Below are 25,234 nucleotides of genomic sequence, written 5' to 3'. Positions count from 1 at the left end.
TGATTAGATATATAATTTATAGGATTGGGAGTGTCGCGAAATGAATCTAGATGAAGTGATGCAAGAGCTAGAAGCGCTGGGTAAAGAACGAACGAAAAAAATCTATATCTCTAACGGTGCGCATGAACCGCTATTTGGCGTGGCAACCGGAGCGATGAAACCAATGGTGAAGCGGATCAAAAAGGATCAACCTTTGGCAGAGCAACTATACGCGACGGGGAATTATGATGCGATGTACTTTGCGGGCGTGATTGCCGATCCTCAAGCAATGACGGAAGCTGATTTTGACCGTTGGATTGATGCTGCTTATTTTTACATGATCTCTGACTTTATCGTTGCTGTGACGTTAGCCGAGACAGACATTGCGCAAGAGGTTTCCGATGCGTGGATTGCTAGTGGGGATGAACTGAGAATGTCAGCGGGATGGAGCTGTTACTGTTGGTTGCTCGGCAGTCGAAAGGATGCTGAGTTTTCGGAGAATAAACTAATGGAGATGCTTGAACAGGTGAAAAAGACGATTCACGAATCTCCGGAACGAACGAAATATTCGATGAACAACTTCCTGTATACCGTTGCAACATCCTATCAACCGTTGCACGATCAGGCAGTGGAGATAGCCAAGGCTGTGGGACCTGTCGAAGTGAACAAGGACAAGCTGCTGAATGCCTCTGAGAATATCCAAAAGGCAGTGGATAAAGGGCGGACGGGGTTCAAGCGTAAATATGTAAGATGCTGAAATTTTCGCCGTATCGTCAGTTTGAACATACGGAACATATGGTTATCGTGGGATTGAAATCCACAATCTCCATGTTATAATGAGGACAGAAACAGCTTATAATGCAAAGAGAGCCGTGCGCTAACACGACTCTCTGATGCAATAGCCGCTTTTAAGGGCGGTGGGCTTAACAAGCAGGGTACCGACTAAATAGACCGCATCCCTTAGCCAGAGGGCGGTCTATTTGTCTTTATTGGACAGCAGCGCTACAATCAGCGAACCGAAGGTAAGCATTAGCATAATCGCTTCAAATACTGTCACAAGGCATCACCTCCCTTCCGGGAGATTAGCCGACCGCCCATATAAGCCTTTCCATTGCTCTGTGAGTATACCATATTTTTCTTGGAGCTAATAGATGAACAATAATTCGTTTTTATAAAAGTTTGGGAATGTTAATGACCCCGTACTTTGAATGCCAAAAGAGCGTTACGGTGGCTAGGATGGAATTTATTAAGTTGCAAACAGATAAGAAAAACACGCCATTTATAGGCGTGTTTTTTGTTGACAGCTAGATAATCAGCATATAGCAACATCAAGGATACATAGCGTTCCTTTTAACCATTTCTTTGGCTTGTTGCCTGCCCGCCGAGAGAAAGCTGTCGCTAAGCTCAGGATCAGTAACAGAGCGTGCAAGTACAAGCGAACCAACCATTGTACTGAACAGTGCACGACCGCTGGACATATCGATCTCAGCCAGATTGGAGATAAAAGTGATCATCCGCTCCAATTCATGTGTGAACACCTGCCGAACCTCTTCGGACGAACGGGATATTTCGCTGGAAAGGGCGGGGAAAATACAGCTCATTTCTGTTTGGTCGCGGTGATACGGACTCAAATAATAATCGATTACTTTATTGATTTTGGGATTTTGCTCTTGCTGATCAGCCACGTTCTGTAGAAGTGCAATGGTATCACTGATGGCATATTCGCAGGCTTCGGCAACTAATTGTTCCTTGTTGTCAAAGTGTGAATAGAACCCTCCGTGAGTTAATCCAGCTCCCTTCATAATAAACGGGACACTCACCTCCTGGATACCATTGGTGCGAAAAGCTCGAGCCGCACTTTCAACAATCTTACCTCGTACTTTTATCTTATGTCCTTTGGGATAGGGCATGATCATTCACTCCATAATTTCATCATTATGCTTTTTAAAATATTATAGTCATCATAATAAAGCCTGTCAATTTGGCGACTGAATATCAGTTGATTTAGAAAAGGGCCAAATACGGTTGTTGACGGTCTTAAAATATGATGGTTATAATATATTACGGTCATCATATTTTAAAATGACTTCAAATCGGGAGGTATCAGAATATGAGCAAGCTTGAATCTGTGGATACGTTAGTTATTGGATCAGGTCCAGGGGGATATGTGGCGGCGCTTCGTTCTTCGCAGTTGGGGATGAAGACGGCGATTGTTGAACGTAAACAGCTCGGCGGGGTCTGTACACATGTGGGTTGCATACCATCCAAAGCCTTAATTGCGGAATCGCATCGCTATGATTGGTTCAGACAGTTCAATCAAGCTGACGCGGCAGCGACATTTAAGAATGCTCAGGATTTTAAACAGGGGGTTGTGAATAAACAGGCAGGTGGTGTCCACTATTTGTTAAAGACTGCGGGTGTGACCATTCTTGAAGGCGAGGCCAGTCTGTTGGATGAGCACACAGCCATGATCCAGCAAACTGGACAGGAGCAAAGCATTTCTTTTAAAAATCTCATATTGGCAACGGGGTCTCGTCCAATTGAGCTGCCAGCATTTCCAGTTGGAGGTCGCATCTTATCTTCCACTGAAGCATTATCTCTACAGGAGGTTCCGAGTAGTCTGATTGTGATCGGCGGAGGTTATATTGGGGTGGAGCTCGGACAGATGTATGCCAAATTCGGAACCAAGGTAACGATTCTGGAGGGAGGCGCACAAGTATTGCCTGGATTCGAGGCGGAACTTGCAGCCCCTGTAGTCAAACAATTAAAGGCGGACGGCATCCAGATCGTAACCGGAGCGATTGCCGAAAAGGTGGAGCACAAGGCGGATTCCATTACACTTCATTATTCAAAAAATCAGGAGCAGCATCAGGTTACAGCGGAATATGTATTGGTCACAATCGGCAGGAAACCCAATACAGACGGCCAGTTAGGACTGGAACGCATAGGCTTGCCCGTAACGAACAAAGGACTGGTTGAGACGGATGCACAGTGCAGAACGGTTATCCCGCACATTTATGCCATTGGAGATATTACAGCCGGTCCGGCACTTGCTCACAAGGCCTCCTATGAAGCTAAAGTAGCTGCAGAGGCCATTGCGGGTCTCACCTCCAAAGTGGATTACAAGGTGATTCCGCTTGTTGTCTTTTCTAATCCGGAGCTATCCAGTGTTGGGGTAAGTGAGACGGAAGCCAAAGCGCAGGCCATTCCGGTGGTTATCGGAAAATCTTCTTTTGGGATCAACGGAAGAGCATTGGCGTTAAGGGAAACCGAAGGTTTTGTGAAAATAGTGGCTGACCCGACTTCAGGAATTGTCATTGGTGCGCAAATCGTCGGAGTGGAGGCATCCACACTGATATCGGAGCTTGCACTTGCGGTCGAGATGGGCGCAACCGTGGAAGATCTGGCCATGACGATTCACCCTCATCCCACTTTGGGAGAAGTGATCATGGAGGCAGCCGAGAACGCAGTCACCAAAATGAAAAAGCAAAAATAGTCAGCAAATTTAACCATACACGAGGATTGGGAATGGGAGAGATAAAAAGATGAAGTTAAAAGCAGGTTTGTATATCGGAATTGCGATGGTGTTCATTGTTGGAGGTTCACTTCTGGCTGTTAAAGGAAAGGATGCTGTAAGTCAGGCCGAGAGCAGTAAACAAGGCATACTTGAGGCAGAGCAAACGACATTATTTTATCAGAATAGTCCCGGGACGATTGCAGAGGTTGGTGTGTCTGCAGGTGACTCCGTGAAAGAGGGAGAGGTACTTTTCAAAGTGAAATCAGCGGGGGAGGGAGATAAGGAGGTACTTGCACCGTATGACGGGTTGGTTGACCGAGTTGCTGTAATACAGGGAGATCAAGTCCAAGCAGGAGTCCCGCTAGCAGTTGTGCAAAAGAATACGTATTACACCGACCTTTACATACAGGAAAGTGAAATTCAACAGCTTGAAGTGAATCAAAGCATTGATGTTCATTTCCCTTATTTGGATCAGCCAACGCAGGTGAAAGGGAGTATTATTTCCATCTCAACTGCTCCTCAGTTTGCGAACTTGCGTATGTCGCGGGAAAAAGGGCAAGCCGATTTGAGCATGTTTCTGGTCCGAATATCGATGGATTCGAATACCGATTTGCTTCCGGGGATGACAGCAGAGGTGAAACTTGATGAAATCACTGATTGACGAATGGAAGTACGTCGCGGACAGTAAGTATATACGGCTAATTTTTATTGGGCCAATGATTGCAGCCCTATTTTTTGGATTAATGTTCTCGCAGAATCAACTTAATAAATCACCAGTTGTGGTTATTGATGAGGATCATAGCGAATATTCACGGCAATTGATCTCCAAGATAAATGCGTCACAATATATGAGCGTCAAAAGCGTATATGCGAGCCGAATGAGTCCTGAAACATTGCTTGCCAACGAGCAGGCTGTAGCGGTCATTATGCTTCCCAATCAGTTGGGTTTGCGTCAACAACAAGGGAAATCGACGAATATCGGCATCTTGATGGATAACACGATGCCCTCGGGGTTAACAGGTATTCGCACTGCGATTCAGGAAATCATACTGACAGAGAATATGACCCTTTCCATGACACGTCTGATCCAAAAAGGGATGGATGCCGAGACAGCTAAAGGAATCGTGTCACCGTTATCCCTTCAGCAGCGGATGCTGTTTAATCCAACCTCCAGTTATGTCGGTTTTATGGTGCTTGGATTTGTGAATATCGTAGTATTGATGATTACAACAAGTGCAGCGGGCTCAATTGTACCCCGGCTTCGTCAGGAAGGGAAACTGTTTGCAAACGGAAAGTCACCTTTCCAGATATGGGTTCGGAGTGTACCTTACGCTGTGTTGAGTTCCCTTTCGCTGCTTCTAACCTATGGATTATTAAAGCAGGTGGGGGGAATGCGGTTTGAAGCAGAGGCTTATCTTTTTATCATTCCGTTAGTTGTTTATGCTTTTGCCTTGTCACTCATGGGTATGCTGATTGGATACACTGCCAAAGATATGTCGAAAGTAAGCCTACGAACCAGTTTTGTATTGTATCCCTCCTTTTTGGCTACGGGAATTCAATTAACGCCGCTGGCGTTCCCAGAACCGTTCCAAATGTTCGCATGGGCATTACCCATGAACTGGCTTAACCGTCTGATTCGTGGAATGGCGTTTAGGGACGGGGCGCTGACAGCCTACAGTCAGGAGTTGGGGGCATTGCTGATTATTATTGGCGGAGTGTCTTTGTTCATGGGATTACTGTTTCTGCGGGAAACAAGGAAAGTTTCTTCCAGCAGAGCACCCCTGTTGAATATGGATATATTGCCGAGCAGTAATTAATTTTTTAAGAATCGTTAAACAACGAAAAAAGACGCACGGGAGTCATTCCTGTTGCGTCTTTCTGTTTTCTTTTAAATCTCATTCGTGCTCCCATACGGCGAGCTATTTTCCATATTCAAAAATGGATCGTGATAAAGAGGGAAATACCATAGATTGTTTCTCATTAATCGTCATCATTATATGATATAATTTCTCACTGAGAGTACAGAAATGGAGAGCAAGAACGGCTTGATCCAGCTACTCCATAGCTGCGCCCATTTGTGACCTACTGCTCAGATGAAGACTTCCAAGGGAGCACTGGCTTTTAGGATATAGAGCTGCACGCAGATAAAATTATATATTGTGGGAGTTGTCTAACGAATCATGAATAAAAAAGAAGTCGCGCATATACGCAAGCAGTTTAAACTCGATCACGATCTACTGAATATTTACGATATTCTCAACGTGTATATTACGAAGGAAACCAATGAGGTCTATCACTGGGAGCGTCACCCGTTCGAACTGGTGGACAGAGAGAAGCAGGAGCTGTACATGGGCAATTTCAAAAAATTGCTGACAGGTGATTTGGATCAGAAGTTGTTTGAGTTGAAGTTCCAGGAAGCGGCGGAGGATCCAGCACAAGTATTGCTTCACCAGGCGCTGGTAACAGGTGATCCGGATGAATGGCAGGATCTGATGTTGCTGCTCGTGGATCGAATGTTGGTGGATACGAAGTTTGAGCGGGATATGGTAGCTACGTTCGTGCGTGGACAGTATTATCTGCCAACCAAGGCTAGAAACGAAGCCACGGAAGAGAGTGAGAAGAATGAGGTGTTCGCCCATCCGTTCATTCTGTGCAGCGTGAATTCCACGGAGAAACAGCGGAAGACACTCTTGTTTGATTACGTGGAGAGAGAATTCAAATACAACATCATTGTAGATCCGATTATCAAATTAAGCACGCCAGAGCAAGGGTTTCTGTACCCTAGCGTGACGGACAACTACTCCGATGTGAACCGTGTACTGTATTGTACAGGGAAATCTAATTTCCCGGATCCGCATTTTGTTGAAAATGTATTGAATGGAGAAAGATCCGTTACCGCACTGGAAGAACGGGCGATCTTCGAAGATATCGTCAAGGAAGTGGCCGGTGAACAGTTCGATTCAGCCACCATTGCACATGTATACGAGGAGATCAACCGAGTCATCGAGATTAACGAAGAGTCCCATGAGGAAGAACCTCCGAAGCTGGATTATAAAGATCTGGAACGTGTACTGACCGCAAGCGGTATAGAGGATCTGACAACGGAGAAAGTAGAACGTGCCTTCGAAACGATCGTTGATAACAAGAACTATGAGATGAAGGCAACCAGTGTTATGCCGAAGTTTACGTCCAAGTCCATTAAGATTGAGACCAAGGTTGCTACGATTTCGGTTAGCCCGCAAGACCTGAGATATGTGAAGCAGGTAAATTATCAAGGCAGACGTTGCATCATGATTGAAGTGGACGAAGATGTTGTGATTGAAGGCTTTACCCTTAATACAGAAAAACTTATAAATGAGTAATTGATTCTAGACAATGGTGATGTAAAATAATCCTGCAAGGACGAATAAACGTCCATTTATTGCAAAAAGCCCAAGCCAAAAGCAACACTGAACTGCTCCTGTCATAGTAGACCGTAGAAGACTACGATGGGAGCAGTTCATTATCGCCAAGGCATGGGCTTTTTTGCTGTTTCATGACTGTCGCAGCAGTTGTTTGATATCCGCTGCCGGACTGGAGCCAAGCTCCTCTTTGAGCAATTCCTCCAGCACCAGATACTGTCGCTGCGCTTCGGTTCTTCGTCCAAGCGACAGATACAACAGGATGATCTCGCGATGAATATCTTCCCGAATCGAATCAATCTGGAGGATACGTTCAAAATAATACAGCGCCCGTAACGGCTCGCCTGCCTTCGCGTGATAGTGGGCCGCAGTTTCCATCGTCATGATGAAATCCAGTTCCAGCTGTCTGGACCACGCAAAAGCCCACTCATAATGCCTTCCTTTCAGAAGTTCACCCGTATACAACGTATCCATCCGCTCGAAGAGCTCGGGGCGATGTGCCGAGGCCTGACGCATCTGCCGGAACAAAGTCTCGAACTCGTACAGATCACAGTTAATCGCTTCCCGGTCGATACGGATACCGTTTCTGTCCTTGAGAATGATCGGCACGTCACTGTTATCACCGATGGCACGTCGCACGTAGTACAGTGTGGAATTGATGTTGGTCCAGGCTTTCTGCGGACTGAGGTCCTTCCACAACGTATCGGCCAAGGCATCGCGGGTGGTTGATTTGGTATACAGCAAGAATGCAAGTAACTCTTCGGTTTTGGGCGTTCTAAGCTTGATGGGACTGTCTGCTCCGGCACCGCCAAACACGGTGAATTCACCGAACAGACGAACGTTCAGTTTGGGTCCAGGCACCGCTGGTTCAGGTGTTATCACGGACTTGTGAAGCTTTTCCTGCAACCGTTTGATGCTGCGGTTCAGTCGCTCAGCCGTGACCGGCTTGATGACGTAATCGATGATCTCTTTGTCGAAGGCCTGCACCGCATATTCCTCATAACCGGTCACCAGCACGATTGGAAGCGAAGGATGATGTTTACGCAGTTCACCAATGAGTTGCATACCCGAGATGCGAGGCATCGTAATGTCCAGAAATGCCGCATCGAAGCTATTCTCTGCCGCATATTCACAGGCTTCCTCCGGGTCATGAAACGCACGAGATACCTTGACTTCTCCGCTTTCTGTCAAAATGCGATTCAGTCGCTTCAGCGACAAATCCTCATCGTCCACGATGATGACTTTCATCTTCATGTTTCATAACCTCCGTTCCCATCTGTGCTTAGACGTTGATTTGGAAGATCAAATGTAATCCGCGTTCCCTCGCCGTCCAGACTTTCCATCTGAAGGTGTCTGCCATACAGCAGGTTCAACCGGCTGGAAATATTCCATAGTCCAACGCCGTTACTGCCGTCTGTGGATTGCCGAATTTCGTCCATCCGTTGCTTGGTTATGCCGATTCCGTTGTCCTCGATGGTGAACCGTGTTTCCGTATCATTCAGATTGCGGATAGACAACATGACCCGACCACCGCGAATGCTGGACATCAGCCCATGCCGAATTGCGTTTTCGATCAGGGGCTGTAACGTGAGCGGTGGAATGTCCATGTTCCGGTTCACATCCGCATCCACATCGATAATGACCTCCAACCTTGAGCCAAAGCGGGCTTGCTCAATCGCTACGTATGCCTCGATCATCTCCAGTTCGTTCATTAGGCTAGTTTTTGAGTCCAGATGTTTAAAGTGCACACTCCGTCGTAAGTAACTCGATAATTGCAAAATCAATTGTTCTGCCCGATTTGGCGCATCCACGCACAATTCGGCAATGGCGTTCAGGGCGTTATACAGAAAGTGCGGGTTCATCTGTGACCGCAAAAAAGATATTTCCGCATCTCGCGCAGCTTGGACGGATGTTTTCATCCGAGTCAAACCGCCGATCCGTGCCAGCAGTTCCTCCGATTCGAACGGCTTGGATACAAAATCATTGGCGCCTTTCTCCAAGGCCAGCTTCAATTGATTAGCTTTATTACTCGCCGTCAACATGAGTACAGGTAACTCGGAAGGAGAGAAGCGCTCCCTGATCCGTTCCAGCAATTCGTAACCCGACATGTCAGGCATCATGATATCAGCAATGACGAGATGCACGGCAGGTAGTTTGTCCAGCAACTCCAGTACGGAAGGGGAGCGTGAAGTGACCGCATAACTGTAACCTTCCAGCTTCAAGAGATTCACTATTGTCTGCAAATTAGCCGAGTCGTCATCCACAACGATGATCCATTCGTCTTTATTCCCTTGTACAATCGTTGGTTCTTCGAACCGGAGTAGCCGATTACCAGGACCTGTAGGAGCGATGGTAAGTGGCATGACGTTGGAACGTTTCTCTCCTTTATTCTCTGCCAGCGGAAAGGTCAGGATGAACGTAGCACCCATGCCGGGTGCTGATTCCGCATGAATGGTTCCGCCATGCAGCTCGACCAGCTTGCGTGTAATGCTTAGTCCTAGACCGGTGCCTCCAGCAACGACTGGCCCCGTATCCGCTTCCTGCTCGAACGGCAGGAAGATATGTTCCAGCTTGTCCGTACCGATACCACGGCCGGTATCCACAATGCGTATTTCCGCTTTGCCTTGCACGACCGTAGCTTTGATGCTTACCGTGCCACGTTCCGTGAACTTAACGGCATTGCCGATCAGATTATGCAAAATCTGAATCAGTCGGTTGCCGTCTGCATAGATCGGCGGGAAATGCGCCGGGATGCGGTTGATAAGCTCCACCTTTTTCGCGCCAAGCAGGAAGGAGTGCATACGCATGACCGATTCGACAAACGAGTACAGATCGGTCGAAGACCGGTGGAGTGGGATGTCGCCATGTTTCATTTTCGAATAATCCAGTAATTCATCGACCAGATAGGTTAATCGTCTGCCACTTCCCGTCACGATCGCCAGATTGTGCGCTTGCTCATCGGTAAGGGGACCTTCTGCGCCTTTAAGCAGGCTTTCACTGATGTTAACAATCGCGTTCAGCGGTGTTTTGAGCTCATGCGAAGTATTGGACAGGAAGTCGTCCTTCACCTTGTCCAGCAAGAGCAACTGATCTTTGAGGGTGCGGACCGTACGATAGGCCTCGAAGAACCGAAGCACCGCTAGAAACAGCATCAGGATGCTGAACAGGACAATGGAAGCCTGCCCGATATTCATATTTTCCTTGAGCGAGATCGAGAAGAGATTAATGTCCAGACAGTACAACATGATGCTTAAGAGAGCTGCGTACCACAGAAAAGTAGACAGCCGTTCGCCTTTCTCACTGGTTAGGAACTGTTTTGCACATTGATACAGCAACCAGAGCAACATCAACGTGTACATAACGACGACGTAAGGCGCAGCCAGCCCGTAGATGGAAATAGGCAGGAGCGTGACCATACATAAGTAAGCTCCGAAGATGATCAGGATCAACGCCGTGAGCATACCGGACAGGATGCCTGTTTTGAATCGGTAGAAGTAAAAGGTTAACAGACCCAGACATGCCACAGAGCAGAAATCTTTTAATTTATAGAGCGTGCTAAAGGAGATTTCCGTGCCCGCCATCGATAACACACGTTCGCTGATCATGCCGTTATAGAGTGCATACAGCAGACAGATTAGACCAATCAGCAGCAGGGAATCGTCTCTGTTTCGGTAGAGTGCAGACCCTAGGTAACTGATGAGGAATATGATCGAAATGGTACCCAGTACAGCAAGCGTGCCAAATTCGATAGCTGTGTTGAATTGATGTTTTTTCAGCATGGCTGCTTGTTCGCCAAAAAAGAGTGGACCTGGAATGCCAGAGTCCGTGTAATCGTAATTAGCCACCCGAATCAAAATCTCAATGTCACCGCCATGATAGGGGAAAAAGCCAATCTGGGGGGAGTTGCCTGGTCGGTAACCTGCGGATTTTGCCACGGCATACCCGTCTTCCAGCAGCTTGTTGCCATTAATGTAGATCTCGCTGGCAAAACGGATGTTCATTTTTTTGATCGCCAGTGTTCCCTCAACAGGTGCATTACGCAGTACCAGTCGATACGTGGCGAAGCCGTGGGTTGGCAGTCGTTCACCATCCACTTTAAGTCGATTCCAGGAGCCGGGAACGGTTGCATAGGTGTCGGGTGCTTTCGTTGGACCAGCCTGATTCGATGTTGCAGATTCGTCAGGAAGCAATCGCTCCCAGTAAAATTCCCACTCCCCGTCCAGCTTGATCCGCTCGTCTTGTTCAGGGTCCCAGGCCGAGAGGTCCAGAACACCTTGACGGGCATGAAGCGCAGCAGATTGTGGTTCTCTGATCGTTGACAGCAGCAGTACGGTAATAGCGAGTAAAACAGTCAGGACAACGCCTGAAATTTTTAATAACACGAAATGCTGCTCCTTTAGAGATTGTTCAATCCTTTGGTAGCTTCGGACAAAATCTCTTGTATTCTATCGGCATTGTAGCGAATATCTCTGGGGGGCGCAATCACATTTCGACAAATTTTTTTCTGTTTATTGCTTGTTTATTGTGATCCATTATAATGCGGAAGCAAGATATGTCGAACGGACGCAGAAAAAGCATCGAAAGACCTATCTTTGCGCGACTATGGGCTGATGGAGTTGAGAGAAATGAAGAGGAGCATCACATCATGGCGTTTGCGGCGTCAGATGATTGGCTTGCTGGCTGTACTGATTGCTGTGGCATGTCTGAATGGATATACAGGTGTATCCGTTGCCAAAGCCGCTGGAACCGGACAAGTGGCCGTATCGGGAGCTGAAAAAGTGTATCAGTCCGCGGCGCAAGCTGTCTTTTACTTGAAAGCGTATCGCAAGGACGGAACGCTCAAAACGGTAGGTACCGGTTTTCTCATCGGTAATGGTAGAGCACTTACAGCAGCCCATGTTGTGAAGGACGGGGTTTCTTTCGAAGCTGTATTTGAAGATGGTTCCATTGAAAAGATAACGGTTCTGAGCGCTGACATGGATACCGATGTGGCTATGCTGTCTGTGCAGAATAGTAAAAAACGTCCGGTCCTTACCCTCTCAGGGGACAAGCAGTCTGCAAGATATGGGCAACGATCGTTTGCCATCGGATACCCGCTAAAGGATGGCAAGATCATTACGGAGGGCATCGTGAATGCACCAACCGCCGAGGTGAACGATGTCATTCGCTTGCTGACTTCCGCGCAGGTGTCTGCGGGCATGTCGGGTGGTCCTTTGTTAAATGAAGAGGGTCGCGTAATCGGATTAATCTCCGGTTCGTTTCGGACAATGACTGGCATTCATATCTGTGTAACGATCGAAGATATTCGCAAGCTGATGAAGAAGTCGAATACATAATGGGGAAAAAGGGGAATCTCGCATGTTCAAAAAGTTATCAATCTGCCTGCTTGCTGCCTTGCTGACGTTGACGTCTGTGAGCTGGCCACACCAACCGACCGTTTCCGCAGCTGCGGGGTACACGGATATTCTTATTCCGAACGGCGGCGGTAAAATCATCAATCGGGAAGACATGTCTTCCTGGAACAACAACGTGAAGAAGGACGAAGCGAACAGCTTTGGAATATTTGCTGGCAAGGCACAGGGCGTATCCACGGATTTGAAGAATGTAAAATCATTGGGACCGAGTTACATGACTTTTGAAAAGGGTTTCGCAATGGATACAAGATTCAGCGGAACGATTAACGTTCAATCCAATCCCGTCTTGAAGCGCCTGGCTGAAAGCGGTGATGCCAAAATGCTATTGAAAATCAAACGTCTTACAGGATCCTGGACAATGGCAGCTAGTTTGGATGTTTCCGTTAATGGAGGTTCCAAATATAGGCAGGGTGCAATGCAATCAGGGGCCTCCGCAAATTCGTCATGGATTTCATTTGGCGCTAATGATACCATTCAAATTTCGATCACGGGGTTTACGATAGAGAACATCGACGACATTGAACTCTATTTCGCGGATATCACACCCCCTACATACAACGGCAATACACTGACCCATACCGGTGCAGTTCGATTCAATGCTGATCCGGCGGTACAAAAGAATGAATTGTTCCTAAAGCAAGGGAGCAACCTCAACCTTGCGCTGAACTTCAGCGAGCCGGTGTTTCCTGATTTTGCAGAGCTTGCCTCTGACCGAATTGATGGCAAATTCAGCTTCATGCGTACCGAACTGTTCAGTAATCCGGGTGGAGACGGCTTCGATCCTTCCGTTTATTATCTAACAAGCGCAGATAGCGGATACGGTGACTTTGCGCAGGGTGGACTGGATCGCAACATTCATGCACGCTCCACTTTTAACTTTCGTTATCAGGCTGCGTTAAATGATAGCACAGGCAACATTCCTATTGATCCGAAGCGCCTGATCGCGCCCTCCGAGGAGGACCGTCCAACATTGCTGGAACGGATGAATGCAGCGGGCTTTATCGATGGCGCGGGTAATCCCGTTGCAGCTTTTAACGGCATTGGAACAGTTCCTTTTGCCGATAACGCGAACCCGAGTGGTACGTTCCGTACCATTATCGACGCGCGAGTACCGCAGTACTCAGCATCTCGCAACGGCGTACAGCCTGAAGTACTTACGGGACTTGTGCTGAACAAGGGCGACGTTGTTGATTTTACCGTGTACCTTAACGAACAGGTGATCAGCGCGTTTACTCCGACCGAGGATACACGACTCAAGTTTGCCAACGGCTTGACCGCAGCATATGTTGGCGGCCAGAACACAAATATATGGACGTTCCGTATGACGGTTCCAGATGGCAAGAGCATCGAAACGTCATTGCTGGAGACGGCTGCCTTGGAGCATGCCAGTAATCCTGGCGACGGGAAGGCTCTGACGGACTACGCTGGTAACGTGCTTACTGAGCCAGTCAAAAAGATTGATTGGGCTGGATTGTCTGTGGACAACACGGCACCTGAAGTGAATTTTGTTTATGAGAATCAGGACGGAGAAGTCATTCCCGAAGGGCAATACGTGGGAAATGGATCATTCACGATTAATGCGTTCGATCCCGACTTAAACGGCCAGACGAGCAAAGGATTGTTCCGTCCAGGCAGTGGTTCAGGGCTCGTGTATTATGTGCTGAACCAGAGTCCGAATGATCCCTTCGCTGGGCAAAACGACAACTTTGCCGCTGTGAAACGGTATTCCCTGACACAGAAGCAGCCTTCCGATGAACTGTATACATCTGGTTTCCAGGATGTTGTATTGTCTACCGGACAGAATGGCATGACAGTAGAACTGCCGGATGACGGCAAAGATTTGAACGGGAACTGGTACTTGCATACATGGACTGCGGATATGAGTTGGGACTCGGCACGTCAGCGGATGCAATACGACAAAGGCAGCAACGAACGTGCGGCTTACCTTGCCCAACATCCAGATGCAACACCTGCTGAGTTAGAGGAATATTATCGCTCAAGTATATTGCCAAATCTGTCCGATTACGGCAATACGACGCAGTGGCCTTTGGCCGATTTCAAACAGGATGATTCCAATTGGTCGTACCATGTCGGCCTGTTGAAAATTGATAATGACGATCCAACCGTCGAAGTTGCAAACATCGTGGACAATAACTCCGACAATGTGAAGATTACGGTTAAGGCCGCTGATCCGACTTCTTCTATTAAAAATAACAAGGTGCAATACCAGTTCGTGGCAGCGGGCAAGAGCCCTGTCGCTTCCGGGTGGCAGGATGCCGAGCTGAACGCACAAGGTGAAGCTGAGATATCAACATTGAATGATCCGGCGATCTCCAAAGGCGGACAATACGAGCTGCATGCCAAAGCCGAGGATGTGGCGGGCCATTCAGCCACCGCCGATCCCAAAGCGGTCGATGTGCTTGTTATCTCAACCAAGTTCAAAGCCTATCCGGGTACCTATGCGATTAATGACGGACCCGACTTCACCGTAGCCGGTGTTCCGATCGATACGATTGAATATCAATACAGTGAAAGTTCTGAACGTCCTGTGGGCAACAGCAAATGGGTTGCTTTTGAGAATGCACCGAAGGAAACAAAGCTTGGGGAAGTACCCGCCGAGCGCTACAGCTTCCCTGCCGACAAAACGTTGAACGGGGCCTGGTACGCCCATGTGCGCATCAAGCAGCAGGATACCGGACGTTTTTACTACTATTATCAGGAGTACAAATTCGACCATCTGCCACCTGTCACGAAATTCGGTTCGCAGGGTTATCTGTATCCGATGCCAGAGCAGACGGTACAGATTGATGTGTCTGACACGTTGGTGGACTTTAACGGTGTAGCAGCCAAGAACATTCGTCACCAATGGATCAAAGTGGTTGACGGGCAAGACGAGAAGGAACCAGATCCGGAAGGCAAGGGCTGGAGCGTGTCCCCTGCGGATCGTTTGATCACATTGCAGGTAGACAACAAAAAGGACAACGGTAATTACCGCCTGTACGTCCAGGCCAGCGATAGCCTGGGTAACAGTAAGCTTTACCACACAAGTGGTCTGTTCTCCGTGTTTTATCTGAGCAGTGAACCACCTGTTGGTAGCGCGCGTTTGATTCGGACAGAAGGTCCAGGAGATGACGGGTACACCGCCATTATGGAACTGACGGTTGATGTGCCAGCACAGGAAGGGTACTTCTATTCCGTTTCCACCAACGGCGGAGACAATTGGAGCACTTGGCTGCCGTATACGAACTATGTCGGCGTTCCTGTTGATACGAATGATTCGGGACAACTCAAGTCACAGGTTCGGGTCAAATTCAAAGGTTACTACGACAATATCAGCGATATCGTAACACCTGAGATCGAGCTTCAGGATGCCCCCCCTGCATATGGGCTTGCTTCATTGGAGCAAATCATGCCGGTTCGCGGAGGCGAGAAGTTGCAGGATGGTGGGCAGAACGAAGGACAAGAGATCCTGTTCGACCTCGTTGATGGCAAAACCGTGAAGCCAACAAACAGCAACCCGGAAATGCCGGAAACGCTGGAGGCGAATAAACGGTTCAAAATATACCGCAACGGAAGCTACTCCTTCACCGTGAAGGATGGCAGCAATACAGCAACCGTGTTCATCGTCGTCTCCAACTTCGATGATACTCCGCCAATGGTGAATGCGAAGTATTCCACGATTGCGGCAACGAATAGCACAGTTAAAGTAAGTCTGCAATCGAGTGAACCGATCCGCATCACGAATCTGCCAACGTCGTCCAAAACGTTCCGCGAGAACGGAGAATTCACGTTTGAGTACGAAGATGCGGTTGGCTTTACAGGCAGTGTGACAGCAACGGTGAGCAACATTGATACCACGCCGCCGGAAGCAGATATTGTCATGCACTACAATCATCCCGATCTCAAAGCGTTGATTCGTTACGGTAGTGGTACTGCTGTCGTGGATAGCGCGGGTGATGGATACAACGCAAACGGAGAATTTACTCATTTCGCAGCACCGACAACAAGTAATGTGATCGTGTCTAATCTGATTGTGGCGCAAGTGCTGCCGAAACAGGGACAAGTTCAGGATTATCAGGTGGTGTCCAATAGCTCGGGGACGAACCAATCTTCATTGGTCATGACTTCGGGCAGTAAAGCACGCTTCTCGTTGGCAGATGCCGCCGGGAATAATGCAAAGCTGGAATCCGAAGCGATTACAACACTCGTTGGATCAATCCCGGCTGTAGAAGAGATTACGATGGTTCGAGTAGACAATGATGGACAGACCATCGATGACAGCAAGCTGGTGCAGATCGGCGATCAAGCCTACTCCAAAGGCAAAGTGCGTGTAGGTCTTGTGATGCCATCATCTGTAGTAGAAGGCAATACGATCTACGCCGGGGCAACCCCGGTAGCAAACTTTAGCGCCGACTACGCCAGCAATGGCGAGCATTCGATTTTACTTTCAGACGTACTTGGTAACAAGAAACAGGTCAACTTTACGATTGCGGGTCTGGATAACACGGCACCAACGATCCGTCTGAACAAAGCTTCCACAACGGTTCTGCAAAACAAACCAGGCTTCGATCTGGTCACCGATCTGGGTGGATACACAGTGAGTGACAATCTCACATCTGCGGAGCAGATTCAGGTGACGGCTGCGGAATATGTTCTGGAAGGCGGACAATACGTGGAGAAACCTCTGAACCTGACGGTGACGGGTAAACACACCATTCGTTACACCGCGAAGGACCAGCTCGGCAATGCAGGCTACGCGCTCCAAACGGTGTTTGTTCGTTCGACAGATGGCATGTTTGTTACGGCCAATGGCATTCCGTTGTCGGATACCGAATCCGAAACAGCAATCGTGAATACAGGTACAGTCACGTTCAATGTGAACAACTTCCGTACGATCGAGACCGCTGGCGGAACCAAGCTGGAGAACGAACTCGGCACGTACGACATTTATTATTTCCCGGGTCTGGTGCGCGAAGGACAGATGAAATACATCGCCACCCGAGTGACCTATAAAGAACTGATCAGCAAAGACTTCAAGGTTACACTGCCCAAAGCAGGATGGTACACCATCATTGTGCAAAATCAGGAGCGCGAACGCGTATACTCCACGCTGCTTGTTAATCGGGCCAATTAGAGAAACGGAAGGGGTTCACCCATGCGACGGAACAAAATCATTCGGATAATCGCAACGTTGATGGCCATGGTAATGCTGATCAGCGTCTTGCCACTTCACATCGCGGTAGCGGCCGTTTCCTCAGCGGGAACGACATCCATTAAGAACGGGTTTATCAAAGTAACAGTGGACAATGCAAGTGGGCGCTTTAGTATTCGTACAGAAGATGGCCAGCCAATCCGCAAAAAGGATAACGGTGTGGATATGATCTTTGGTGGAGATAACCCGGAGACGTCGTTCACAACGTTCCGTATTAACGGAACGGATCTGATCTTTGGTAATCCGTACAAAATGGCACCGAACTGGACCTCGGAGGTTACACCTCCGAAGGTCGTAACGGGTAATGACGGTACTCAAAGTCTCTTGACCGTATGGACCGTTCAAGGTATTCGCATTAGCCAAGTCATCACTTTGCTGTTGAAGGAAGACAAGGATCAGGGCGGAAATGCCCGTGTTCAATATGTGGTGGAGAATACGACAAATGCCAAGGTAGAGATCGGGTCACGTGTATTACTGGACACGTCGGTCGGTGGCAATGACGGCCCGGCCTTCCAGATCGGGCAGAATTATTCCGTTCCACTTACGGTGGAGCGCAAACTGGTTCACGAGCCAGAGAAACTCGGTTACGACAAAAACGTGGACGAGCAGGCATACAATCTGCATAAACTGCCACCTTACTGGGTGATGCGGGACAAGATTGATCTAAGCAATCCGCTGTCGACAAATGTCATTGCTTATGGATTTAACAACTTGTTCGAGGGCGGTATTAACATTGTTGATGAAATGGTGGTAGGCCATTGGGCCAATCTTGCCGGAACGAAATGGGAATATGAACCGGACGAGAATCTTGATTTTACGCAGGATACAAATGATTACGGTACAGCCGATACGGCCGTGGCTTTCTATTGGGAGCCTGATATGGTTCAAGCTGGCGCCCAGCACTCGTATGAACTGGTGTACGGTTTGGGGGAAATTGTATCCCCGGAGAAGGTATTTGATGTTCGTTTCCTAGATCCAACGCAGAAATTGGAGACCAATGAGGAAGAGACGGGTTACGTTAATGACGGCGTGTTCGAAGTGAACACGGAGATCGAGAACCTGGAGATGTTCAACACAAACCATAGCCAGATCGATGTGACTCTGACACTGGAGAAAGGTCTGAGCTTTGTGGATGAGAATGGGAAGGAACTCAATGCAACAAGCCAGAAGCTTACCTTCCGCAAGGATGTTCCGCCGGAACAAGCTGCACAGGGCATTGAATTTATTCCGTATAAACCGGGCGAGGTCGTCGCAGCCAAATGGCGAGTGAAGGGTACAGGCAAAGCCTGGCCTTCAACGCGCCAGTATATGGTAACGGTGAGCAGCCCGGAGACAGAGAAAAAGCTGGAGACGGCTGCTCAAGAGAGTGAGGGGCTTCCGGAATCGGAGATTCGTGCAATCTATGAATCGTCGAGAGCAGGTTTTATTTTCCTGCCACCGGTTGGTGAATTAAGAGAGACGTTGATCTACGCCATGTCACCCGAGGAAGCGTACAGCACGGACGAGAAGTACATCACGCTGAACGTGTCCAATATCGCTGCCTACAATGTCGGCAATGAAGCAACGTCTACCGCTGCCAACTTTGACATGTATCTGGAGAATGTGAAGAACGGGGATCGTTACAAAGTGCCGGTGACCCGATCTGTAACATCCCAGCCGCTTGGAAACGGGTTCGCGGGAGATTTGAAGCTGGTATATCGTGGCGGGGAAAAGGTGAAGGCGGACGGCACAACGCTTGAAGTGCTGAACGACGCGATCTTGCCACTTGGTGAATATGCTGTGCAAGTGGACTATCGGGACAAGTCAATTCCCGAGATGGCTGAAGCGCTGAGCTTCAAGACAGACCAGACCTTTTCTATAACCGAGAACGAAGAGAACCGGATTCGCAAAGCCGGCATTCTCGCTGTATATAAAACCAAACTGGACCTAAATGCAGGTGCTGGTGAGAAAGCGACGTTTGCCAGCGTGCTGCCATGGACGTACGGTAACCTGACGGACGCGCAGTTCAAAACGAAGTTGGATCAGGATCGGGCGAGACTAACTGCTGCCAAGCAGGAAATGGTAGCAGCATCACGCAAACTGGACCCTGCTCTGGATGTAGCTGGAGCCATCGATGCATCGGCTTCGCCGGTATATGCGGTCCAGACGTTTGAAAATGAAGCGGCATTCGAAACGTTCAAAAAAGGACTTGATGATGATACCGAGCAGGAGGTTGTTCTGGAAGTGCGCGGTAAGATCGTGCAGTCCGGTACGGGGGCAAACGCCCAGTACACGGTTCAATCGGATACAGAACCTGCGATTCTCAACAAGAGTGTAGCTTACAGCGGGAAAGACCTCACCATTTCAACAGGGAACTTCCCGCTCGCCAAAGATTTGAGAGCCAATACGGACACGCCGTTTTTGCAAACCCTCTTTGTGGGTGGCGACGGTACCCTAAGTGTGGCGAACAGCGGGTTCGTATTCCATTCCGGCGAATGGACCGTTGATTTCTACAACGGATTCGATAAGTCACTCGGAACGGAATCAAAGCTGACGGATGAAGAGCAGGCATGGGAGGAAGGACGCAATCCGGAAGACCCTACCCTGAACGGAACCCTGACTTGGGCTAACGGTATGCTGGGCGATGCGCTCAATCCATATCGCAATCTGCTTGTCTCCTATGTGTACTTTAATAAACACACGTTGTTTTCAACACCTACCTTCTCGCTGAATGGCTTTGGGTTGAAACTCAATGACTTTGTGCTGCGGCAGGATGGGGTGTCCTTCGGTGGTGCAATGAAGATGTTTATTGTAAACGGGGAAGTAAGCAACGTTATGTTCAACCAATCGGGCTTTGTAGGCATTGATTCCTCACTGGCGTTTGAACTGGATAATAGAATTGGTTTGTTCAAACCGGACTCCGAGGACAGTGTAAAAGGTGGCATCAATGTTACGCACTATAAAGATCCGAACAAATACGGCGTCATGAATTCGTACGGCGTTAACTTCGAGGCGAAGCTAGAGAACTTGTTCTCCATTAGTGCGGAGCTTGCCTTTAAACGGGTTCCTGACGGACGGATTATTCCTGACGTGATTGCTTTTGGATCGGACCTTCCTGATCCGGGCATCATGATCAATCCGGCTACCAAAATCTCAAGTATTCGCGGCGCAATCCGTGAACTTGCGATGACAATTGCGGGTGGTACCGAGCGCTTGCCACTGACGCTAGAGGCAGGCATCGACATGGAGCTGGGTCAGAAACCGGCTGTTTTCTCAGGTAGTGTAGACCTGACGCTCAAAGCTACCGGATTCAAAGTGGTGGGCAAACTCGGCTTTGGTGAAGGCAGCAAAGTCATCCCGATGTTGACGGAAGCGCTTGTCCAGACCCAATGGGCCAGCCCGATGTTTATCCGAGCCAGGGCACAGATTGATGTCGGTGGATGGGATATCATCGTGGGCAGCGCCAGCCTCTTTATCGGCGAGAACCTGGAGAAGGGACGAGTCGATTTTGAAGGCATGGTCAGCTCCAAAATACAGATACCAAGTTCAGTGCCGGTTGTCGGCGGTTTAGGATTTGGAACCCGTGCAGGCGTGAATAACGATGAGCTGTGGGCAGGGATTTCCTTGTTATTCCTCACCTTGGGCATCAAATATTACTGGGGCGGTGGCATCTCGTTTATGACCGATGGATCGGCATTGGATAACGAGGCACTCGCACACCTGTCGATTAATGATCCAGAACAAGGTCCGCGCTTGTTACAGATCGGGACAGGAATCGAGACGCTTGCGACCTCATGGGAGAATGAGGAGCTTGAGCGTTACGAGATTCGGTATACCGCCGTTGGGGACGGCATTGATATGATTGAGGATAGCTCGCAAAATCTCGGAATTGGCGGCATTCGTACGTCCAATGGAGGGAAAACACATGTGATCCCGATGAGCGGAGTGACAGGGGATGCACTCCTTGAATTAGAGTATTTTACAACAACCAGACCTACCCTGACTCTGAAGCGTGACGACGGAAGCACGTACGATATCGTGTACGGAGAAGCAACGGATCGGAACGCAACGGCGTTTGAACAGATTATCAAAGCACCTAAAGAGGGTGATCTGAAGAGTGACGGTACAACAGTGACCAAAAAAGAAGAGCTTCAGGGCACCGATATCCGTCGGATCTATGTTGCGATTCCACAGGACGATGCAAAAACGGGAAGCTGGACGCTGACGTCGAGTCAATCGGTCAAGTCCAAGCTGATGAACATTCCGGTACTACCGGAACTGTCTTCGACGGAACTTGCGATAGATCCACAGGATGCGGACCAATTCACAGCAAACTGGACCGTGGACAACGCTTCGCCTGGAGATACGGTTGATCTGTATCTGTCTTCGGACCGTTTGCAGGCAACACCTACACCGGACGAATCCATTGATCCAGGGATCATGATTGCCAAAGGCATCGAGATCGAAAGTGCCGATATTGGTGCTGACGGTCGTGCATCAGGCGAGATGACCTTTGACGTGAAGCAGATTGCGTATCTCGGCGGAGCAGACCTTCGTGGTTTGCTGCAACAAGGGACATATTATCTTCGTACGGAACTGAAAACGGATATGGCATTCTCTGTCTTGTCTTCACAAGAAGGGTATACGCTCGTAGATCCGTTTGCTCCGAACGCCGTGCCAGTGGTTGAAACGAGAAGCATCGGTAACGGGCAGTTCGAGGTCGCTTTCCCGGCGATCACCAAAACAGCCGAAGGAGAAGCGGAGGAGTTCACTTACATCCTGACCGCATCGGATGAGCAGGGACATCTGTATGATCCGTTCGGCGAAGAAGGATACAGTGAATCCGACTTGAAAACCACGCTCAAGGATGGCAAGTATCATGTCACCGTAGGTGGATGGAATGTACTAGGAACGCCTAAGCTGGGTGCGGACGGCAAAGTACTACGCAATGCAGACGGCACCATTGCCATGGAGGATAAAGAGGTACGCCATTCCGGACTGGAGTCGGGCAAATCGTATCGCATCGGCGTTACGGTCGCACGCCAACCGGCTTCCGATGAGCAAGCAAATCTTCGTTTATCCACAACAACGTATAGCGGGTCGAAGCTGCTTCCTGCCCCTACAGGGCCAGTGCTTTCACTCGATAACAAACAAGTGGTCAACAACAAATACGAGGTTGTTACAAGTTCGAATCAGGTGACCGTGAACGTGGCTTCGAATCAGCCAAACGTGGTTGTAGAGGCTTCGACGGACGATGGTTCGCTCGGCACCACTAACCTTGCAACAACAGACAAACTAAAGTTCAACTTTGAGGTAGATGGTGTATACGCAGTCCAGCTCAAAGCTCGCAATACCAGCACAGGGGATACGTCAGTCACAATGCTGTACGTGACGATGGATACGACGGCTCCGATGATCTATCTGGATTCACCTTCACAAGGCGAACGGGCACAGGGAGGCGTTGCGCTCGTACAGGGTACAACGATGACCGACGCCCAAGTGACGGTAACGGATGCCGATAGTGATCAAGAATTGGCACAGTTCAAACCGGACGAGAACGGAGTCTTTAAACATGAGGTGCCGATTGATGCAAACCGCATGAAGACCCGTCTCCGAATTAAAACCGAGGACGCGGCAGGCAATGTGAACTCTGCCGTTGTTGAGGTGCTGAACGGCGACTTCAAGCTGCCGCGCAGACTGAAACTGGTTATGCCGGAAGAACTTGTTGCTGGTGGAGAACAAGCTGCGGTTCAGACTTATGTGGAGTATACGGATGGAACTCGTGAACTCGCAGACAACGACAGCATCATCTACAGTGTGGTTATGGGTGAAGCGAACGCAGCCGTTCAAGATGATGGCCTTCTCGACGGAAAACGTGTTGGAGTTGCTCTAATCCAGGCCGATTATACATGGCAAGGTACGGAGCTCAGCACAACGGATATTGTATCCGTTGTTGCACCGAAGACGGGAGCTGCACCACCGGATTACATGGATACGATCAAAGCATCCACGATCGGAACGGGCAAAAAGGGAGAGACACGTGTCTCGATCAGCGCTGCCGGACACAAAGGCAACATGGTTGGCAGTGAACTGGCATACCGGATTTTCACGGAGCAATCGCAAGTGATGTTGCCAACATTTGAACAGGATATCAGCGGATGGAACACGCTGCCTTCCGATAAAGTCATCAAAGCAAAACCAGGCGAGTGGGTTGTTATCGCCAAACGAACAACGAGTGAGCCAAAACTCACGACAGCATCCTCTGCTGCGGTGAAGGTGAATGAGCGGATCTCTTCAAGCGTGGAACCAAGCGAGCCAAGCTCGGGCGGCAGCAAACCACCGGCATCGAATGTGCCTGTTGGTCCGTTAACAGTGGGTGGTGTAGCGATCGATAGTGCCATTGGAGGTCGAGACCTGAAGATACCTCTGGAACTGGACGCAGTGCAGAAGGATGGATTGTTGCTGGTCGATGTTACGCCAGGCGTAAGTGGCCCAACCGTGGTTGCTCATCCTGTGCGAGAAGCGCTGCTGGATGCAGTCAAGCAAGGTCAGCGAATTCGTTTGCACGTTGCGGGCCAACTGGAGCAACTACGCTTCGAACTGGATGCGGATCTGATTAAACAACTCGCTGCCAAAGACATTTCGATGGATCTGGAAAGCGATTGGGGCAGCTACCGTTTGGATTGGAATGCCATCGATCTGAACGCACTTGAAGCAGCTTTCCCGACGCAAAAGGGCGAGGATATCAAAGTAAGCTTAAATGTAGGTAAACCGGATCAGGCATACGAACGGCTTGCTGCGAAGCTTGCCAGTGAGGGACGTACGATTCCAAGAGGAACCCCGGTTGCCTTCAACATGACGGCAAGTGACGGTACCAAGTCAATCGAGATTGATAAACTTTTGAAAATGACAACCAAAGAACTGTACCTGCCGGTCGGAGAGGACGAGCGCTCCGTATCGACCGTGGTCGTTCTTGAGTCTGACGGCAGCTTGCGGCATGTGCCTACTCGCTTCGAAGTGCGGGAAGGTCGGGTGGTTGCCATCGCAAGCAGTCTGACCAACAGCGTGTACTTGCCGATCCGATATGACACTGCGTTTAGCGACATGAAGGGCCACTGGGCAAGCGAAGCAGTTCATGATCTGGCATCACGTCTGGTTGTGAATGGCGTGTCGTCTGCTCGTTATGAGCCTTCGCGTAGTATGACTCGGGCAGAGCTTGCTGCACTGATGGTGAGGGCCTTTGGACTCAAACCAGATACAGGCGCAAGTTCAACATTCACAGACGTTAAGGCAGCAGATTGGTACAACGATGTGGTGCAAACGGCAACTGCCTATGGCCTCATGACGGGCTACAGCGGTAACCGTTTCGGTCCACAGGATGCCATGACACGTGAGCAAGTGATGGTCATGCTGATCCGTGCATACGAGATGGCAGGACATACTGCACCAGCTGTGAGTAGTGCAGCTAATAGCCTTGAGGGTTATACCGATACATCAACATTGTCTGATTGGGCCAAAGATAGTGCCGCGCAGGCGGTGAAGCTGGGTCTGATTCAAGGCAAATCGGCAACGACACTTGAGCCAAAAGCTCCGGTAACTCGTGCCGAGATGGCAACGCTTATCCGCAGATTACTTGTGGAACTGGATTTGCTGTAAACATGAAGTTGTTGATTTGAACTGGAAAAGCCCGAAAGTCATTGCGACTTTCGGGCTTTTTTGTATCTTTTTTATG

General features: G+C 49.1%; 11 protein-coding genes. 8 read left to right on the top strand and 3 right to left on the bottom strand.

The features are described from left to right. The first annotated feature begins 40 nt into the window (after positions 1–40). Positions 41–736 (top strand): DNA alkylation repair protein, encoded by a 696-nt coding sequence (locus tag MHB71_RS21070; RefSeq protein WP_340027572.1) that lies wholly within the window; start codon positions 41–43, stop codon positions 734–736. Between the two features lie 571 nt (positions 737–1,307). On the opposite strand, the gene MHB71_RS21065 is transcribed toward MHB71_RS21070, so the two are convergent. Then, entirely contained in the window at positions 1,308–1,889 is a 582-nt protein-coding gene (locus tag MHB71_RS21065) for a TetR/AcrR family transcriptional regulator (protein ID WP_340027570.1), read from the bottom strand. A 200-nt stretch (positions 1,890–2,089) separates the two neighbouring features. On the opposite strand from MHB71_RS21065, the gene lpdA reads away from it, so the two are divergent. The 4 genes from lpdA to MHB71_RS21045 all read left to right on the top strand — a co-directional run bounded on the left by lpdA (position 2,090) and on the right by MHB71_RS21045 (position 6,858). Then, on the top strand, positions 2,090–3,475 hold the full coding sequence (gene lpdA, locus MHB71_RS21060; protein WP_340027568.1) for a dihydrolipoyl dehydrogenase: 1,386 nt from the start codon (positions 2,090–2,092) through the stop codon (positions 3,473–3,475). 49 nt (positions 3,476–3,524) lie between these two features. Beyond that, positions 3,525–4,157, top strand: coding sequence for an HlyD family efflux transporter periplasmic adaptor subunit (locus tag MHB71_RS21055; protein ID WP_036606016.1), 633 nt, complete (start codon positions 3,525–3,527; stop codon positions 4,155–4,157). Continuing rightward, positions 4,141–5,313, top strand: a complete 1,173-nt coding sequence (locus tag MHB71_RS21050; protein WP_036606015.1) for an ABC transporter permease — start codon at positions 4,141–4,143, stop codon at positions 5,311–5,313. The genes MHB71_RS21055 and MHB71_RS21050 overlap by 17 nt, the downstream gene beginning before the upstream one ends. A 363-nt stretch (positions 5,314–5,676) precedes the next feature. Continuing rightward, positions 5,677–6,858 (top strand): DUF4317 domain-containing protein, encoded by a 1,182-nt coding sequence (locus MHB71_RS21045; RefSeq protein WP_036606014.1) that lies wholly within the window; start codon positions 5,677–5,679, stop codon positions 6,856–6,858. Between the two features lie 171 nt (positions 6,859–7,029). Here the strand turns inward: MHB71_RS21045 and MHB71_RS21040 are convergent, their stop codons facing one another. Together MHB71_RS21040 and MHB71_RS21035 are read right to left on the bottom strand one after the other, a co-directional pair. Then, positions 7,030–8,151, bottom strand: coding sequence for a response regulator (locus tag MHB71_RS21040; protein ID WP_051446947.1), 1,122 nt, complete (start codon positions 8,149–8,151; stop codon positions 7,030–7,032). Beyond that, complete coding sequence (locus tag MHB71_RS21035; protein WP_340027566.1) at positions 8,148–11,279, bottom strand: ATP-binding protein; 3,132 nt, start codon at positions 11,277–11,279, stop codon at positions 8,148–8,150. Before MHB71_RS21035 ends, MHB71_RS21040 begins: the two co-directional genes overlap by 4 nt. Positions 11,280–11,522: 243 nt before the next feature. Between MHB71_RS21035 and MHB71_RS21030 the strand changes: the two genes are divergently transcribed. The 3 genes from MHB71_RS21030 to MHB71_RS21020 are packed head-to-tail and all read left to right on the top strand — an operon-like array spanning position 11,523 to position 25,158. After that, the gene (locus tag MHB71_RS21030) at positions 11,523–12,233 is read left to right on the top strand and encodes a serine protease (RefSeq protein WP_315370430.1); all 711 of its coding nucleotides are present in this window, start codon (positions 11,523–11,525) and stop codon (positions 12,231–12,233) included. 22 nt (positions 12,234–12,255) lie between these two features. After that, the gene (locus MHB71_RS21025; protein WP_340027565.1) at positions 12,256–17,445 is read left to right on the top strand and encodes a hypothetical protein; all 5,190 of its coding nucleotides are present in this window, start codon (positions 12,256–12,258) and stop codon (positions 17,443–17,445) included. Between the two features lie 21 nt (positions 17,446–17,466). Next, on the top strand, positions 17,467–25,158 hold the full coding sequence (locus tag MHB71_RS21020) for an S-layer homology domain-containing protein (RefSeq protein WP_340027564.1): 7,692 nt from the start codon (positions 17,467–17,469) through the stop codon (positions 25,156–25,158). Positions 25,159–25,234: the final 76 nt, after the last annotated feature.

The organism is Paenibacillus sp. FSL H7-0940 (assembly GCF_037979415.1).
Classification (GTDB): domain Bacteria; phylum Bacillota; class Bacilli; order Paenibacillales; family Paenibacillaceae; genus Paenibacillus; species Paenibacillus amylolyticus.
This window is presented reverse-complemented; position numbering and strand designations above follow the sequence as displayed.